Annotated in this window: 16 protein-coding genes; 7 read left to right on the forward strand and 9 right to left on the reverse strand. The window is 72.8% G+C overall.

Going from position 1 to position 15,469, the window contains the following annotated elements; genetic code table 11:
• Positions 1-161: 161 nt before the first annotated feature.
• Positions 162-1,022: a sulfotransferase domain-containing protein gene (locus tag FJM51_RS18425; RefSeq protein ID WP_181164627.1), complete on the reverse strand. Its 861-nt coding sequence runs from the start codon at positions 1,020-1,022 to the stop codon at positions 162-164.
• 399 nt (positions 1,023-1,421) lie between these two features.
• Here FJM51_RS18425 and FJM51_RS18430 point away from each other — a divergent pair, with 399 nt between their 5' ends.
• Positions 1,422-2,738: a tetratricopeptide repeat protein gene (locus FJM51_RS18430; RefSeq protein ID WP_140455605.1), complete on the forward strand. Its 1,317-nt coding sequence runs from the start codon at positions 1,422-1,424 to the stop codon at positions 2,736-2,738.
• Between the two features lie 69 nt (positions 2,739-2,807).
• Positions 2,808-3,311, forward strand: coding sequence for a hypothetical protein (locus FJM51_RS18435; protein WP_233713179.1), 504 nt, complete (start codon positions 2,808-2,810; stop codon positions 3,309-3,311).
• Between the two features lie 5 nt (positions 3,312-3,316).
• Here the strand turns inward: FJM51_RS18435 and FJM51_RS18440 are convergent, their stop codons facing one another.
• Positions 3,317-4,093: a CE1 family esterase gene (locus FJM51_RS18440; RefSeq protein ID WP_140455606.1), complete on the reverse strand. Its 777-nt coding sequence runs from the start codon at positions 4,091-4,093 to the stop codon at positions 3,317-3,319.
• Here FJM51_RS18440 and FJM51_RS18445 point away from each other — a divergent pair.
• Together FJM51_RS18445 and FJM51_RS18450 are read left to right on the forward strand one after the other, a co-directional pair.
• A complete protein-coding gene (locus tag FJM51_RS18445; protein WP_140455607.1) occupies positions 4,082-5,776 on the forward strand; it encodes a thiamine pyrophosphate-binding protein in 1,695 nt (564 codons plus the stop codon). The two genes, FJM51_RS18440 and FJM51_RS18445, sit on opposite strands and share 12 nt — an antisense overlap.
• On the forward strand, positions 5,754-6,926 hold the full coding sequence (locus FJM51_RS18450) for an OpgC family protein (RefSeq protein ID WP_140455608.1): 1,173 nt from the start codon (positions 5,754-5,756) through the stop codon (positions 6,924-6,926). The genes FJM51_RS18445 and FJM51_RS18450 overlap by 23 nt, the downstream gene beginning before the upstream one ends.
• Here FJM51_RS18450 and FJM51_RS18455 read toward each other — a convergent pair.
• From FJM51_RS18455 to FJM51_RS18475, 5 genes are all read right to left on the reverse strand, one after another.
• Positions 6,898-7,527 (reverse strand): NrsF family protein, encoded by a 630-nt coding sequence (locus FJM51_RS18455; RefSeq protein ID WP_140455609.1) that lies wholly within the window; start codon positions 7,525-7,527, stop codon positions 6,898-6,900. The genes FJM51_RS18450 and FJM51_RS18455 overlap by 29 nt on opposite strands.
• Before the next feature lie 73 nt (positions 7,528-7,600).
• Complete coding sequence (locus tag FJM51_RS18460; RefSeq protein WP_140455610.1) at positions 7,601-8,230, reverse strand: NrsF family protein; 630 nt, start codon at positions 8,228-8,230, stop codon at positions 7,601-7,603.
• Positions 8,227-8,781, reverse strand: a complete 555-nt coding sequence (locus tag FJM51_RS18465) for a sigma-70 family RNA polymerase sigma factor (protein ID WP_210240337.1) — start codon at positions 8,779-8,781, stop codon at positions 8,227-8,229. The genes FJM51_RS18460 and FJM51_RS18465 overlap by 4 nt, the downstream gene beginning before the upstream one ends.
• A 189-nt stretch (positions 8,782-8,970) precedes the next feature.
• Entirely contained in the window at positions 8,971-9,897 is a 927-nt protein-coding gene (locus tag FJM51_RS18470) for a DUF2950 domain-containing protein (RefSeq protein ID WP_181164628.1), read from the reverse strand.
• Between the two features lie 10 nt (positions 9,898-9,907).
• Positions 9,908-11,362, reverse strand: a complete 1,455-nt coding sequence (locus tag FJM51_RS18475; protein ID WP_140455612.1) for a DUF3300 domain-containing protein — start codon at positions 11,360-11,362, stop codon at positions 9,908-9,910.
• Between the two features lie 165 nt (positions 11,363-11,527).
• On the opposite strand from FJM51_RS18475, the gene FJM51_RS18480 reads away from it, so the two are divergent.
• From FJM51_RS18480 to FJM51_RS18490, 3 genes are read left to right on the forward strand one after another with little or no spacing between them, the layout of a single operon-like run.
• Entirely contained in the window at positions 11,528-11,782 is a 255-nt protein-coding gene (locus FJM51_RS18480) for an antitoxin (RefSeq protein ID WP_140455613.1), read from the forward strand.
• A complete protein-coding gene (locus FJM51_RS18485) occupies positions 11,779-12,186 on the forward strand; it encodes a type II toxin-antitoxin system VapC family toxin (RefSeq protein WP_140455614.1) in 408 nt (135 codons plus the stop codon). The genes FJM51_RS18480 and FJM51_RS18485 overlap by 4 nt, the downstream gene beginning before the upstream one ends.
• A gap of 49 nt (positions 12,187-12,235) precedes the next feature.
• Positions 12,236-13,480 (forward strand): MFS transporter, encoded by a 1,245-nt coding sequence (locus tag FJM51_RS18490; RefSeq protein WP_233713180.1) that lies wholly within the window; start codon positions 12,236-12,238, stop codon positions 13,478-13,480.
• Here the strand turns inward: FJM51_RS18490 and FJM51_RS18495 are convergent.
• Together FJM51_RS18495 and FJM51_RS18500 are read right to left on the reverse strand one after the other, a co-directional pair.
• Complete coding sequence (locus FJM51_RS18495) at positions 13,477-14,895, reverse strand: FAD-binding oxidoreductase (RefSeq protein WP_140455615.1); 1,419 nt, start codon at positions 14,893-14,895, stop codon at positions 13,477-13,479. The two genes, FJM51_RS18490 and FJM51_RS18495, sit on opposite strands and share 4 nt — an antisense overlap.
• 60 nt (positions 14,896-14,955) lie before the next feature.
• Entirely contained in the window at positions 14,956-15,381 is a 426-nt protein-coding gene (locus tag FJM51_RS18500) for a VOC family protein (protein ID WP_140455616.1), read from the reverse strand.
• Between the last annotated feature and the right edge of the window lie 88 nt (positions 15,382-15,469).

Genomic DNA, 15,469 nt, shown 5'->3' on the forward strand with positions numbered 1-15,469 from the left:
CTCCCCGGGACAGGAATTGTACCTTGGCGGAGATTCCGTTCTTGATGCTAAGCCGGAGGAGACGCTTGTGGCAACACATTATTTTCCGGTGATTTCGTCCTTGCCCGCGCGCCTTGGCAGACGAATTCACCGGGATCCGGCGCCGCGGCGATCCGAGAGTTTCATCGCGACAGGTACTTGCGCCGCAGTTCCCGGGCCATGAGCCTGTAGCGGCTTATCCGGTAGCGCCGGTCGAGCGCCTTGCCGTCGATACCACCCGGATCGTATCCCAGCCGGTGCGCGAGGGCGCCGATCTCGGGATGCCGGGCAATGGCTTCCACGTCGAACCTCTGCGGGGTTCTGCGCTGGTGAACGTCGACGCGCGTCTTCGTGGCTTCCTCCCAGCCGTCGCGCTCCGGAAGTCCGAGGAAGGCGGCGAGGGAGCGCTGGACCTCGGGATCGCCCATGAGATCCTCGAACCGGAACCGGGCGAACGTCCCCGGGGGTGAGAGTGCCTCCTGCTCCAGCCCGAAGCCGTGGACCTGATACCAGTAGTAGAGGCCGCGCTCGAAGCCGCTCATCCCGGGCCAGCGATCGGCATAATGCGGCAGCGCGGCGCCGGGCTCGCCGGGGGCCAGCAGGATCAGATCCTTGATCTCCTGGCGCTCTCCCTCCTTGAACCAGTCGTGGGTCACCGTCGAGGCCGCGACCTGGACCGGGTTCCGCGTCAGCTGCGCGAGGCGCAGCCGGTCCCCGAATTCCTCGCGCAGCAGGGGCGCCAGGGCGAAGGCCGGAAATCCGACCTCGACATAGGTCCGGTGCTCGATCGTCTCGTGGATCCGGTCGAAATGCTGGCGGATGACGTCGTCGGAGAGGAGCTCGCGCAGGCGCTCGATGTCGCGCAGGTTGCGCCGCGGCGCGTAGCGATAGCCGAGCGGTTCGTGCTCGACGACGACCTCGTCCGGATAGATCCGGCTCAGCGTCGAGGCGGTCCACTGCGTTCCCGACCGGGCGGTCGTGATGAAGAATGCTACATTCGGCATCCGCTTCCTCATGTTTCTCCGGGACGGTGAAGACCCCGGTCCCGGATTCCGGGTCGCTCTCCTCCGTCTTGCTCCCGATGACCGTGCCCCCGGCGGGCGCGGCGATCAACTCGAAGCAGGCGAGAGGGATCGGGCATCGGCGCGGGGCCGGCGGGCGGCGTCGCCCACTCGTCCACAGAATCTGTGGAAAAGGCGGTGGGCAAATCGGAATGCAACCCCTTTCGACGCGGCGGCGATCAAATCCGGCCGTGCCGCGGCGAGCGGCGCGGCCCCCCTCCGCGCCGCTCCCCGCGCTGTAACGGGCGGAGGCCCTCGCGCGTACCGGGATCGTGGGTCCGCCTCGCCGGCGGACTCCGCGGCCCGCCGGAGGGAGGCTCCGGCGCTCGTGGAGCGAGATCGATGCGACCAGAATCCCCTCACTTCGAGACCAGCACGGAAAGCGGCGCGGCGCGAAAGGCGTTCGACGAGGCGGTTCACGGCCTCGCCGCCCATCGGCCGACCACCGCCGGGGCGCTGGCGACCGCGCTCCGGGCGGATCCGGACCATGTCGCGGCCCACGCGCTCACCGGCTTCGCCAATCTCATCCTCGCGCGGAGCGAACTCGTCGAACCCGCGGGCCAGGCGCTCGGCCGGGCGCGGGCCGCGCTCGCCGCGCGCGACGGCGGCACGGCGGACGAACGCGCGCTGGTCGGGGCGCTCGGCGCGGCCGTCGCCGGCTCCTTCTCCGGCGCGGCCGATCGGCTCGACGCGGGTTTCGCGGACCGCCCGGCGGTGCTCCTGCCGTTCAAGCTCGCCCACGCCCTCCGCTTCATGCTGGGCGACGCGAAGGGGATGCTCGCCGCGAGCGGGCGGGCGATGGCGATCTGGGATCCGGAGATGCCCGGCGCCGGCTTCCTGCTCGGCTGCCACGCCTTCGCGCTGGAGGAACACGGCTTCTACGACGCGGCGCGCGCGGCGGGCGAGAGCGCGGTGGCGCTCCAGCCCGACGATGCCTGGGGCCTTCACGCCGTCGGCCATGTGCACGAGATGCGCGGCGACACCGGGGCGGGGATCGCCTGGATCGAGGCGAGCCGCGCCTCCTGGTCCCGCTGCAACAACTTCTCCTTCCACATGGCCTGGCATCTCGCGCTGTTCCATCTCGAGCGTGGCGATACCGAGCGGGTGCTCCGGCTCTACGACGCGGAGGTCCGGCCGGCGCCGACCGACGACTTCCGCGACATGGCGAACGCCGTCTCGCTGCTCTGGCGGCTCGAGCGGCGCGGCGCGCCGGTCGGGCACCGCTGGCGCGACCTCGCGGAGATCGCGTTGCGCCGCCGCGCGGATGCGACGCTCGTCTTCGGCGCGCTGCACACGCTGACCGCGCTCGTCGCCCTCGGTGAATGGGCGGCCGCGCGGGAGCTGGTCGCGGCGCTCGAGGCGCGGGCGCGGGGCACGGGCGATCAGGCGCGGGTCGCGGCCGGGATCGGCGTGCCGCTCGCCCATGTGCTGCTCGGCCGGGGATCCTTCGCCGACCGTCAGGCGCTCGACGCGATCGCGACCCGGCTGCCCGGGATCGGCGGCAGCAACGCGCAGCGCGACGTCTTCGTGCTCGCCATCGCCGAGGCGGCGGGCCGCCGGGGCGACGCCGCCGCGCTGACGCGGATCGGCCGGATCCGGCGGCACCTGAAGGCCGAGGACCGGCTGATCCGGTCGATCGAGCGCGGCGCCCGGGCGTGAAGCCGGGCGACGCGCCTTCCTCAACCCGCGAGCCTCCGATGCTCGCCCGCGCTTGAAAGGATCCCTGCGATGCCGATGACCGAAACCGGAACGCCCGCGGGACTGCCGAACGATCCGGCACTGTTTCCGAGGATCGACGCCGAACTCGTCAAGACCATCCTGCTCGCCGGCGCCGCGGCGGATGTCGCCTGGGAGATCTGGGCCCGCTTCGTCACACCGCTGCTCGTCGGCGGCCCACTGCAGCCGGCCGCGCTGGTCCAGTCGGTGTTCGGCTTCCAGAACTGGCCGCTCGCCGAGCTCATCCACGCGAGCGTGGGCGTGATCTTCTATCCGATCGGCTACCTCTTCATCGCGCGGCCCCTGCAGCGCCGGCTGCTGCCCGGGCTGCCGGTGAGCCTCACCGGACTGGGCTTCGGCGTCGGCCTCTGGATCTTCGCGCTCTACGTGATGGCGCATCTCCTCGCGGGTCTGCCGGCCTTCCTCGGCTTCGGGCCGCTCGCCTGGGCCTCGCTCGCCGGGCATCTGCTCTTCGGCCTCGTCACCGCCCATGTGGTCGCGTGGCGGCGGGCGTGAGCCCTTCAGAAGCCGAGCGCGCTCAGGCCCGCGTCGAGCTGGCGGGCGTCGGTCCCGTGCCCGCCGGGGTGCAGGCAGAGGGTGATCGGGCCGCGCCGGCAGGGCGCCATGGTCTCGCAGACCAGGCCGGCGAGCGTGACGGGCCGGGTGCCCGCCACGTCGCAGCCGGCGGCGCTCCGCAGGACGGCGATGCTCCCGAACGTATCGCCCTGACGATGGGCCGCGTCGATGGCGCGCCCGGCGAGCGGGAAGGTCCGGTCGGCGATGCCGTGGAAATGCACGGTCGGCGGCACCGCCGCGACGCAGTCGCCGGGGGCGGGCGGGGGCGACCAGAACACGCCGGAGAAGGTCACCATTCCCGCGAAGCGTTGCCCCTGGAAACAGGCGGCGTACCAGGCGAGGGAGGCGCCGAGCGAGAAGCCGCCCAGCACGGTATCGCCCGGGTTGAAGCCATGACGCAGCGCGAGGTCATCCAGAACCTCGCCGATGAAGGCCTGATCGTCGCGGTCCGGGGCGGGGACATGGGGCATCGACCACCGCCCCTCCCGCCCGTCGACGGCGACGAAGGCGAGGCCATGGGCGCGCGCCACCTCGACGAGCGGCCGCTGGTCGCGCAGGGTCAGCGCGGCCGACCCCTGGTAGCCGTGGAAGAAGACATAGGCGCCGCGCGCGGGGCCATCGGGCAGGACGATGCGGTAGTCTCCATGCGAAAGATGGACGGCGTCCTCGGCGACGCCGGGCGGGGCCGTGAGGAGAAAGGCGGCGAGAACATGCTTGAGCATCGGGACAATCCGCCGGGCGGGGGCGCCGCAGGATCCGGGGCGGCGGGCCGCCGCGACAACTCACTTTCCCGCGACCCGGGCCGTGTGGCCGACCGGGTGGCGGCGACGCTGGCGCTCCATGGCGTGCGCGCCGCCTTCGGAATGCCGGGCGGCGAGGTGGTGACGCTCGTCGACGCGCTCGATCGCGCGGGCATCCCGTTCCATCTCGCGCGGCACGAGACCCAGGCGGCGCTGATGGCGGCGGGTGAGAGCACCGTCTCCGGCGGGCCGGGGCTTCTCGTGACGACGCTTGGCCCCGGGCTCGCGAACGCGGTCAACGGAATCGCGGACGCGGCGCAGGAGCGCGTGCCGCTCATCGTGCTCTCCGGCGTGGTGGATCGCGCGACGCGCGGCCGCTACACGCATCAGGTGATCGACCATGCCCGCCTGCTGGCGCCGCTGGTGAAGGGCTCCTTCGAGCTCGGCCCGGAGGGCGCGGCGGCGGTCGTGGCCCGTGCGATCCGGCTCGCCACCGCCGCGCCGATGGGGCCGGTGCATCTCGACCTCTCCCCCGAAGTCGCCGCGGCGGCCTCCCCGGAACCGGGGCCGGTGGCCTTGGCGAGAGCCGCGGCGCCTCGCATCGCGCCGGACGATCCGGTGATCCTCGAACTCGCGGACCGGATCGACCGGGCCGAGCGGCCGCTGGTGATCGCGGGTTTCGAGGCGGCGCGGCATCCGGAGGCGGGATGCGTGCGCGCCTTCCTCGAGACACTCGGCGCGCCGGTCATCACCACCTACAAGGCCAAGGGCCTCCTGCCCGAGGACCGCGCGCCCGCGCTCGGCGCGGCGGGCCTCTCGCCCCGCGCCGACGCGGCGCTGCGGGAACTGGTGGACCGGGCCGATCTCATGCTCCTGCTCGGCTACGATCCGATCGAGATGCGCGCGGGCTGGCTCGACGCGCTCGGCGATCCCGGCCGGATCGTCGCGGTCAGCGCCGCGCCGGCGGACCACGGGATGCACACCGTCGGACTCGCAGTGACGGCGGATCTTGGCGCGCTCGCCTCCGCGCTGACGCCCCGCGTCACGGCGAAGCCGTTCTGGACCGATGGCGGGCCCGCGCGGGTCCGCTCCCGCCTCGCCGCGATCTTCGCGGGCCCGGAGGGTTGGGGACCCCACGCGGTGTTCGAGACGCTGAACGCGCTGGCGGGCGACGCGCTCGTCACCGTCGACAGCGGGGCGCACCGGATCCTGATGTCGCAGAAATGGACCGCGCGCCGGCCGCTCACGCTCCTCCAGTCGGCGGGGTTCTGCACCATGGCGGCGGCGCTGCCGCTCGCGATCGGCGCGGCGGTCGCGGCGCCGGGCCGGCGGGTGATCGCGGTAATGGGCGACGGCGGGCTCGAAATGGGAATCGGGGAACTCGCGACCCTGCGCGACCTCGGCCTGCCCGTGACCATCGTCGTGCTTCAGGACCGCGCCCTCTCGCTCATCGCGCTGAAACAGGCGGCGGCGGGCCTCGGGCCGCGCGGCGTCGCGCTCGGGCCTACCGATTTCCCCGCCGTCGCCCGCGCCTTTGGCGGCCATGGCATCGCCGCGCACGACGCGCCGACCCTCGCCCGCGCGCTTCGCGAGGCGGAGGCGCGCGCGGGCTTCACGCTCATCGCCTGCGGGATCGACGCCGATGCTTATGAACGCGCCTTCTGACCTCGCCCGCCCGCTCGAACCCGCCGCGCTCCCCGCGCGGCGGATCCGCGATCCGCGGCTCGACTTCTTCCGGGGGCTCGGCATGTTCATCATCCTGATCGCGCATGTCCCGGGCAACAGCTGGACGCTCTGGATCCCGGCGCGCTTCGGCTTCTCGGATGCGACCGAAATGTTCGTCTTCCAGTCCGGCATGGCCTCGGCGCTGGCCTATGGCGCGACCTTCGACCGGGCCGGCGCAGCGATGCTGGTCGGGCGCGTCGCCCGGCGGATCTGGCAGATCTACTGGACGCATGTCTGCGTCTTCGTGGCGATCCTCGCGCTCCTCGCCGCCGCGGGGACGCGGCCCGACGGGACGATCTACCTCGATGCGCTGAACCTCGGCCCCTTCCTCGCCGATCCCGGCCGGCTCGCCGGAGGGTTGCTCACGCTCACCTATGTGCCGAACTATTTCGACATCCTGCCGATGTATCTGGTGATCCTGACGCTGGTGCCGCCGATGCTTCTCCTCGCGCGGATCCACATCGGCCTCGCCTTCGCGCTGATGGCGGGGCTCTGGCTCGCGGCGGGCCACGGGCTCGCGCTCCCGGCCGAGCCCTTCTCGGACCGGCGCTGGTTCTTCAACCCGTTCGGATGGCAGCTCCTGTTCTTCACCGGCTTCTTCCTGGCGCGGGGCCGGATCCCCGCGCCGCGCTTCCGTCCCGCCATCGCCTGGGCGGCCGGGATCTTCCTCGCGGCGAGCGTGCCCTTCGCGCTGGTGCGCTGGTACGAGGCGCATCCCCTCTTCGCCGAGGCCGCCCGCGCCCTTGCGCCGCTGACCGACAAGACGGATTTCGGCCCGCTGCGCTACGCGCATTTCCTCGCCCTCGCCTATCTCGCCGCCCATGCCGTCGGCCCCGGCGGCGCGGCGCTGCGCGGGCCGGTGGTGCGCGTCGTCTCGGTCGTCGGACAACAGTCGCTCGCTGTCTTCGCGGCCGGCATGGTGACGGCGCAGGCGCTCGGCATCTGGCTCGGCGGCGCCACGGGGGCGGGCGCGATGGCGGCGGCCAATCTCGCGGGTTTCGCGGTGCTGATCGCGGTCGCCTATGCCACGCGCTGGTTCCGGAGCGAACCGTGGCGCCATGCTACCAGCGGAGCGCGCGCCGGCCGATGAGATACCCCGCGAGCGCGACCATCCCGATGGCAACCGGATACCAGGCGAGGACGAAGAGCGGGCTGTCGTCCACGCAGTTCGCCGCGTAGAAGAACGCCGCGACGCCGCCCGCCGCGAGTCCGGCGAGCGCGCCGGCGCGCCCCGGCCGGGCTGGCGCCCCGCGCCGCGAGACCCGGATGAGGCAGGCGAGCGGCCCGGCGGAGAAAAGCGGGATCAGCGTCAGGCAGAGCGCCGCGTTCTCCCCGATCATGAGCGCGGGCCAGCTTGCCATCGGCGTGACCGCGAGTTCGGCCAGCGCCGCGCCGGCGAGCAGCAGCGGCGCGGCGAGGAGGGGTGCCAGGTGGAAGCGCGCCTCCGGCCGCCCCGCCAGCAGCAGGGCGTGAAACGCCGTCACGGCGAGCGCGCCCGTCACCACGAACTTGAAGGGAAAGCGCGCCGTCTCCATCGCGGCGGCGATATCCGGCCGGGGCCCGAGCGCCAGCGCGAACAGTCCCGCCGTCAGCGCGACGGAGAGCGCGGCGGCGCCGAGGAGGCCCCGGGCGAACGGCTCCCGGACCTTCGCGTCCCCCGCCAGCAATCGTATGAGCGCCGAGGTCTCCATGGCATCCCGCGGACAAGCCCCCGGGACTCATACGGCGCGAAGGCCCCCGGCATTACGCCCCGTGACCAGCGCGTCACCAGCGCAGCGCGCGCCGGCCGATGATCCCGCCCGCGGCCGTGACGATCGCCATTCCGATCACGTACCAGCTGGCCACGAAGAGCGGGCTGTCGTCCGGGCAATGCCAGGCGTAGATCGCCGCGGCGAGGCTGCCCGCCGCGAGACCGGCGAAGGCGCCCGCGCGCCCCGGATTGTCCGGCGCGCCCTCGCGCAGCGCCCGGATCAGCGCGGCGAGCGGCGCGATCGAGAGGACCGGGATGAAGAAGACGCAGAAGGCGGCGTGCGCGCCGACGAGCCGCGTTCCCCATGTCCCGGGCGGGCTGACCACCAGTTCGGCCCCCACGCCGAGCGCGAGCACCAGCGCCGGGAGCGCCAGCGGCCATGCCCGGAGCCGCGCGCCCGGCACGCCCGCCCGCGCGGCGACCGCTCCGGCCGAGAGGGCGAGCAGCAGGGTGAAGCCGATCTTGAACTGCACCCGCGGCGTGGCGAGCGCGGCCACGAGATCCGGCCGCGCGCCGATCGTCGCGAGAAGCAGGAGGACGGAGAAGGCGACGCCGATGGCGAAGGCGGCGCGGATCCGTCCGGCGAGCGGGGTCGCGCCGCCGGTGTCGGTGACGAGCAGGTCTATGAGGTCGTCGGTCTTCATCGCGATTCCCTGCCGTAGATCGCCGCCAGCGCCTTCAGCGCGCGGTGCAGCGCGACCCGCACCGCGCCGTCGCTCATGCCGAGCCGCTCCGCCGTCTCCCGCACCCCCCGGCCCTCGAGCGAGATCGACCGCACGATGTCGCGTTGCGGGTCGCGCAGGCCGCCGAGCACGCGTTCGACGTCGAGCCGGTCGGTGATCGCACCCGTCTCCTCGGCCTCGAGCGTCTCGATCAGATCCTCGACCGGCGCGTTCACGACGCGCCCGCGGCGGCGGAGGCTGTCGATGAGCTTGTTGCGCGTGATGGCCGAGAGCCACGGGCCGAGCGGGCGCGCCGGATCCCAGGTCCCGCGCTTGAGATGTATGGCGAGCAGCACTTCCTGAACCACGTCCTCCGCTTCGCTCGGCGGCGCGCCGAACTGGTCGCATCGCCGCCGTGCCATGGCGCGCAGCCGCGGCGTGATCGCCGTCAGCAGCCGCCGGTACGCGTCCGCGTCCCCGTCGATGGCGCGCCGCATCCAGTCGGCCCATTCCCGTTCGCGTCCGTCGATCACCGGAGCGCGGGACCATCGGGCCGTGGCGGCGGTGTGCTGGTCATGCCGGACGCGTGGGACCCCTCGCGAAACCGCGCCGCCCGCCCGGCCCACCCGGGGCGGAAAGGCGCCTCTCCGCTTCCTTCGCACATGTGTCCGCCATTGTCGAAAGCCAAGTCCGCGCGCCCCTCGGTCGGCCGGCGGCGCGGCCTATTCCTCGTCCGGCGGCACGGGCGTCCAGCCCGGGCCGGGATCGAACGCGTCGATGCCGGAGGCGACCGCGAGCGTATCGGGGCCGAGATCGGCCTCGTAGACAACCCCGCGCTCGCCGACCATGAAGCTCATCACCCCGCTCTCGCCATAATCGGCGGGAAAGGCGATCAGCGCGTGGCCGGCGACCATGTGGCCCCCGACCATGTAGTCCATCGCCCCGCCCGGCGCGTGCGGGCCCTGGCGGGTCAGGACGTGGAAATAGTAGCCGAGATAGGGATCGGGCTCCGCGTCCGCGCCGCCGTCGATGGAATAGCCGTCGGAGGCCGCGCGTGCCATGAAATCGCCGATCGGACTTTCCGGCGCGCCGGGCGCGTCCGGCCAGTAGAGCCCGTCCCGGGCCCCGGCGCTCGAGATCAGCCGCGGCGCGAAGCCGGGCAGGCCGTCCCCGTCCGGATCCATCGCCCGGTAGGCGGCCTGCGCCGCGTCGTAGCCGCGCATCAGGTCGATGACGTCGAGCTCGTTGCGGCCGATCCGGCGCAGCCGCGTCTCCTCCCGCGCCGCGCCCGCGTCGAAGGACCAGCCGGCGGCCGTGTGCCGGAGCGGGATCGGCACGGGCCAGAGATCGCGGCCGATCACCAGCGTCGCGGTCTCGCCCTCCCGGTCGATCCGGCGCAGCGCGCGGTACTGGCGCAGGAACTCGCTCCAGGTCTGGTGGTCCTCCACCGCGTCGCCGGTGAGCACGACATCGCCGTTCTCGGGGCCGAAGACCGCGATCAGCGCGGCTTCGTCGCGCGCCTCCAGCGCCGCGATCACGGACTCGACCGCGGCCTCCGGCGCGCCGAAGACCGCCGGATCCGCGGCGCCCGGCCCGGCCAGGAGGCAGAGCGCCAGGGCTCCGGAACCGCATCTCCTGATCGCTCGCATCATCCCCTCCTCAGTGCCTGTGCTTGCCGCCGCGCTTGATCGAGGCCCTGGAGCGCGCGGCGCTGACATCGGGCTTCCTCAGCGCCGAGGTCTTTTTCGGCGGCTTTTTCGGCGGAACCTTCTTCTTCGCGGCCGGCGCCTTCGCGATCGCCTTCGGCTCCCTCCGCGGCGATTGCTTCAGGCTCGTCCCGGCGCGGCTCTTCGCCCTGGCCACGCCGTCGCCCGCGCCGCCCGGCTTGAGCGCGGAGGCGGCCCGGGCGTGATCACTCCCCCTGGCGCCCGCCTTGGCCTTTGCCTTGGAGAGGGCGGGGCGGTCCTTGGCCGGGGCAGGCGCCTTGCCGCCGGACCGCGCCTTGAGCCTGGCCTCGGCCTTGTCGCGCGCCGCCGCCCGGTCGGCGCCGCCACGGGGCGCGGGCCGGCCGGGTCCACCCGGCGCCTTCGCCTTCGCATCGAGCCGGTCGCGCGCCGCGTCGCGCCGCGCGGCGTCGGGTTTCCATTGCTCCGCGCGCCGCCGCTGATCGCCATCGCGGTCGCCGAGACGGTGCCCGCCCCGGTCGACGTCGATGTTCACGTCGCCGTTCACATTGACCGAGCGCCGCGGAAAGACCGCGTCCTCGTCCCAGTCGATCCGGGGCGGGCCGCGCCAGTAGTCGTCCCAGTCGTCATCGTCGTCGAAGATCTCGTCGATGAGCATCGCGCTGCCGAAGGCGATCGCGCCGGTGGTCAGTACGCTGGTGAAGGAGATCCCGGGATCGTAGACGGCCGTCGGCTGGGTCGTGGGCGTCGTGAACGCCATCGCCGGATCGTAGGAGGGCACGTAGACCACGTCGGGGTCGGCGGGGGCGATCGTGATGTGCTCGTCCGCGGCCTCCACGGTCTGCGCCTCGTTCGAGGCGAGATTGCCGACCGCCCGGGCCTGGGCGCGGAGCCGCTGCACGGAATCGAAGAGGTCGTCGGGCTGGGCGAGCATCGCATCGCCGAGATCCTCGGTCCATTCGACCTCGTCCGCCATGCGGCCGACGACGTCCGGGAAACCCGCCGCGAGCGTCCGCACGCTCTCGTCCCAGTCCTCGGCCTCCACCAGCCGGGCGCGTTCCTTCTGGTCCGCCTGCCCGTGGTCGTCGAGGAAGCGGTCGGCCTTCATGACGTCGAGCGGATAGGTCGCCGCCACCAGAACCTGCGCGAGCAGCGCGTCGGGATAGAGCGCGATCGGCGCCGCCAGATCGTCGAGCTCGTCGTCGGTCAGCAGATCCGCGACATCCGTCTCGGGCGGAGCCTCGCCCGTGTCGGCGGCCTCGACGGCGATTCCGGCGGCGATTTCGGCGGCGGCCGGCTGATCGGGCGCGGGCGCCTCGTCCTGGGCGGATCCGGTGCCGGGCAGCAGCGCCGCCGCGAGGACGAGCCAGAGCGGCGGGCGCGCGAAAGCGGCGCGGGCCGCGGGTCTCGACAGATCGAATCGCGGCATGCCGCCCTCCCGCCGACCGGGTTCCTCACGGGGGAGTGTACCCGATCCGGCGCGAAATTCGAGCATTCCCGGCGGGATGGGAAAGGGCCTTGCCGGGAAGATGCGCGCGTTGAAGAGGATGCGCGTTGAGCGTATATACGGAATGGTATATCCATGGAGGTCATCATGGCCCGCATCGCGAAGATTTTCCGCTCCGGCAATTCCCAGGCGGTCCGGCTCCCGAAGGACTTCCGCTTCGAGGTGGAGGAGGTCGAGGTCTCGCGCGAAGGCGACGCCGTGATCCTGCGTCCGCGCGCCAACGCCGCCCGGCCCTGGTCCGCGCTGCGCGCCGCCGTCGACCGCGGGGGGGACTTCCTGGCCGAGGGGCGTGACCAGCCCGCCGAGCAGTCGCGCCCCGATCTCGACCAGGCGTTCGGATGAGCCTCCGGCTGCTCGATACCAACGCCGTCATCGCCCTGCTGACGCGCCGGTCCCCGGCCTTGCTCCGGCGCGTCGAGGCCTCCGAGCCCGGCTCGCTCGCCGTCTCGGCCGTCGTCGCGCATGAACTCTGGTACGGTGCCTATCGCAGTCGGAAGGTCGAGTTCAATCTCGAAACGCTCCGCCTTCTCTTCTCGGACCTCGCCATCCTCGATCTCGACCGCGAGGATGCGCGGGTCGCCGGCGAAATCAGGGCGGAGCTGGCCCGGCGGGGCACGCCGATCGGTCCCTACGACCTGCTGATCGCCGGTCAGGCGAAGGCGCGGGGGCTCACGCTCATCACGAACAACATCGGCGAGTTCGCCCGGGTCGCCGGTCTGGACGTCGAGGACTGGTCGGCCGACTGAGGGCAACCCCCCGCGCGGCCGCGCCGGGGCGAAACGCGGAGGGATCGGATTGACGAAGGAAGACACCGGAGCCGCCGATCGCCCGCGGACGTCCTGGCGCCGCCTCCCCGCCGGGATCTGGGCGCTCGGTTTCGTGTCGATGCTGATGGACATCTCCTCCGAGATGATCCACGCGCTGCTTCCCGTCTACCTCACCGTCGGCCTCGGCGCGACGGCGCTGGCCGTGGGGGTGATCGAAGGCATCGCCGAGGCGACGGCGGCGATCACCAAGGTGTTTTCCGGCGCGCTTTCGGACCGGATCGGGCGGCGGAAGGAGCTCGCGGCGCTCGGCTACGGCCTCGCCGCGGTCACGAAGCCGGTCTTTCCGCTGGCGCCCTCCCTCGGCTGGCTGATCGCCGCGCGGTTCGTCGACCGGGTGGGCAAGGGCATCCGCGGCGCGCCGCGCGACGCGCTGGTGGCCGATCTGGCACCCGAGGGGCTGCGCGGGGCGGCCTTCGGGCTGCGCCAGTCGCTCGATACCTTCGGCGCCTTCCTGGGGCCGCTCGGGGCGATCGGGCTGATGTGGGCCTTCTCCGACGATTTCCGGAGCGTGTTCTGGGTGGCCGTCATTCCCGCCTTTCTCGCTCTCGCGCTCGTTCTCTTCGCGGTGCGCGAACCCGCGCGGCCCGAGGGGCTGCGCCGCGTGCGCGCGCCGCTGTCGCGGGCGGAGCTCGGCCTTCTCGGCCCGACCTACTGGTGGGTCGTCGCGGTCGCCACGCTCTTCACGCTGGCGCGCTTCAGCGAGGCCTTCCTGATCCTGCGCGCCCAGGCGGGCGGGCTGCCGCTCATGCTGGTCCCGCTCGTCCTCGTCGGCATGAACGCGGTCTACGCGCTCTCGGCCTGGCCCGCCGGCGCCCTGTCCGACAGGGGCGGGCGGATCGGCCTGCTCGCCCTCGGGCTCTGCCTCCTGGTCGCGGCGGATCTCGTGCTCGCCTTCGCGGGCGGGCTCGGCGGCCTCGCGCTCGGGGTCCTGATCTGGGGCCTGCACATGGGCCTCACGCAGGGCCTGCTCTCCGCCCTCGTCGCCGAGGCCGTCCCGGCGGAGCTGCGCGGCACCGCCTTCGGGATGTTCAACCTCGTCACCGGCGTCGCGCTGCTGCTCGCCAGCGTGATCGCCGGGGCGCTCTGGGAGGCCTTCGGCGCGGAGGGAACCTTCCTCGCCGGCGCCGTCTTCGCGACGGTGGCCGCGGCCGGGCTTCCGCCCCTGGCCCGGCGCCAGGCGGCGGCGCGGCCGGCGCCCGGCCCAACCGGCTAGACGTTCGCCGCGTAGTCCCAGGCGCCGGACCTGAACAGGCCCTCCGGGTCGTGTTTCTCCTTCAGCCTCCGCAGGCGCGCGATCGTCGCATCGGGAAAGACGGCGCGCATCTCCGCGTCGCTGGCGGGCATCGCGTTGTTCACATAGGCCGAGGCGTGGAAGGGCGCGAGCGCGGCCACCATGTCGTCGCACCACCGCTTGCTCGCCGCTCTCTGGGCGTCGTCGTCGTCGGGCCAGGCGATGAGCGCCGTCGCCCACAGGCGTCCGGCGCGCGCGGCGAAGGAGGTCGAGGCCGGGTCGGCGCGCCCGATCGCTCCGCCGACCTCCATCATCAGCAGGAAGGTCGAGTCCTTCAGGGCGAAGGCGGGTCTGGCGGCCCAGGCCTCGGCCATGGTGTCGATGATCCGCCCCACCGCGCCCTCGTCGCCCGGATCCCAGTCGATGAAGACGCCCTTGTCCCAGTAGTTCCGGCCATAGGGGAAAAACCCGTCGAGCGCGGTCTGGAGGGCGGTATAGGGCATCTCGGTATCCTGGCGCGCCACCGCGCCGCCGGCATAGGCCGCGATCTCGTCGCAGATGTCCCGGGCCGCGTCCCCGCCCGCGCCCACGATCAGCGGCACGACGGCGCAGACCGGGGCGCCATCGGGCGCGTGCATCCGGACGAGCTGGAGCGTCTCGGTATCCGGCCGGCCGGGGGCGGCGACGCGCTTCATCCAGGCTGCCATGACCTCCCGCGCCTTGTCCTCGGGCCAGAGGATCGGCGCGCTTCGCACGATCCCGCCATTCGGCATTTCGCGCAGCTTCACGACGAATTCGGTGACGACGCCGAAGCTGGCGCCGTTCCCGCGCATGCCCCAGAAGAGTTCGGGATCGCTCGCGGCGTCGATCCGGACCACCTCGCCCCGCGCGGTCACCATCTCGTAGCCGACGATGCTGTCGACCACCGGCCCCAGCCACCGGCTGAGATGGCCGATGCCGCCGCCGAGCGCGACCCCCGCGAAACCGGTATGCGAGACCGAGCCCGTGACGCAGACGAGGTCGTGGCGCGCGGTCTCGCGGTCCACGTCGCCCCCGTCGGCGCCCGCCTGGATATGGGCGAGCTTCCTCTCCGGATCGACGCGCACGGCGGTCATCCTCATCAGGTCGATGACGATCGCGTCCTCGATCATGCCCCAGGGCGAATGCGCCCCCTTGCCGCGCACGGCCACCCTGAGACCGTTCTCCCGGCAGTAGTTCACGGCGTCCACGATGTCGGAGACGCCGTCGACGACGACGAAGCCGAGCGGGTTCACCCGCCGGGCGAGGTCGTGGTTCCATCCGCGTTCGCGCGCGGCCGCGAAGGCCTGTTCGTCGTCGCGGCTGATCAGCCTGCCCCCGAGCGCGCCCCGGAGGTCCGTGAGAAGGACGTCGGTCATGTCTTCGGCTCCCTGTTCCCTGTGGTCATGGTCGCCCCCGCGGCGTTCGCGACGCAACCGTCAGAGCCCCCGAGGCTCCGGGATGCCGGCCTGTCCGGGCTCCTCGGAGAGATCCTCGTGCAGGCAGAGGATGTTGCCCTCGGGGTCGGAGAACCACGCGGCCTTCTCGGACCCCAGGACGCAGACATGGTCCACGGTCCTGAGACCCGGCAGGTCGTAATCGGCGAAGACGACGCCGCGCGCCTCGAGCGCGGCGATCGCCGCGAGAATGTCCCCGACCCGGAAGCTGAGGGCCGTGTGCTCGGCTTTGGTCCCGCCCTCCCGCGGGAAGAGGGCGATCTCGGCGCCGCCGCCACGATAGACGACCTTTCCGTCCGGCTTTTCCACGCCGGGCGGGAACCCGAGCTGTCCCTCGTAGAAGCCCCGCGCGCGGTGAATGTCCTTCACCGGGAGCAGGACGGTGACCTGGCAGTCGGACAGTTCCATGAGCCCCTCCGCGTTCCGGACTCGCCCTTCGAGGCGCGAGCATACACCCGCGCGCCGCGCTTGTATGCGGGCGGCCGCGGGCTCGGCT

Origin of the sequence: Amaricoccus solimangrovi, from assembly GCF_006385685.1 — a bacterium.
GTDB lineage: Bacteria > Pseudomonadota > Alphaproteobacteria > Rhodobacterales > Rhodobacteraceae > Amaricoccus > Amaricoccus solimangrovi.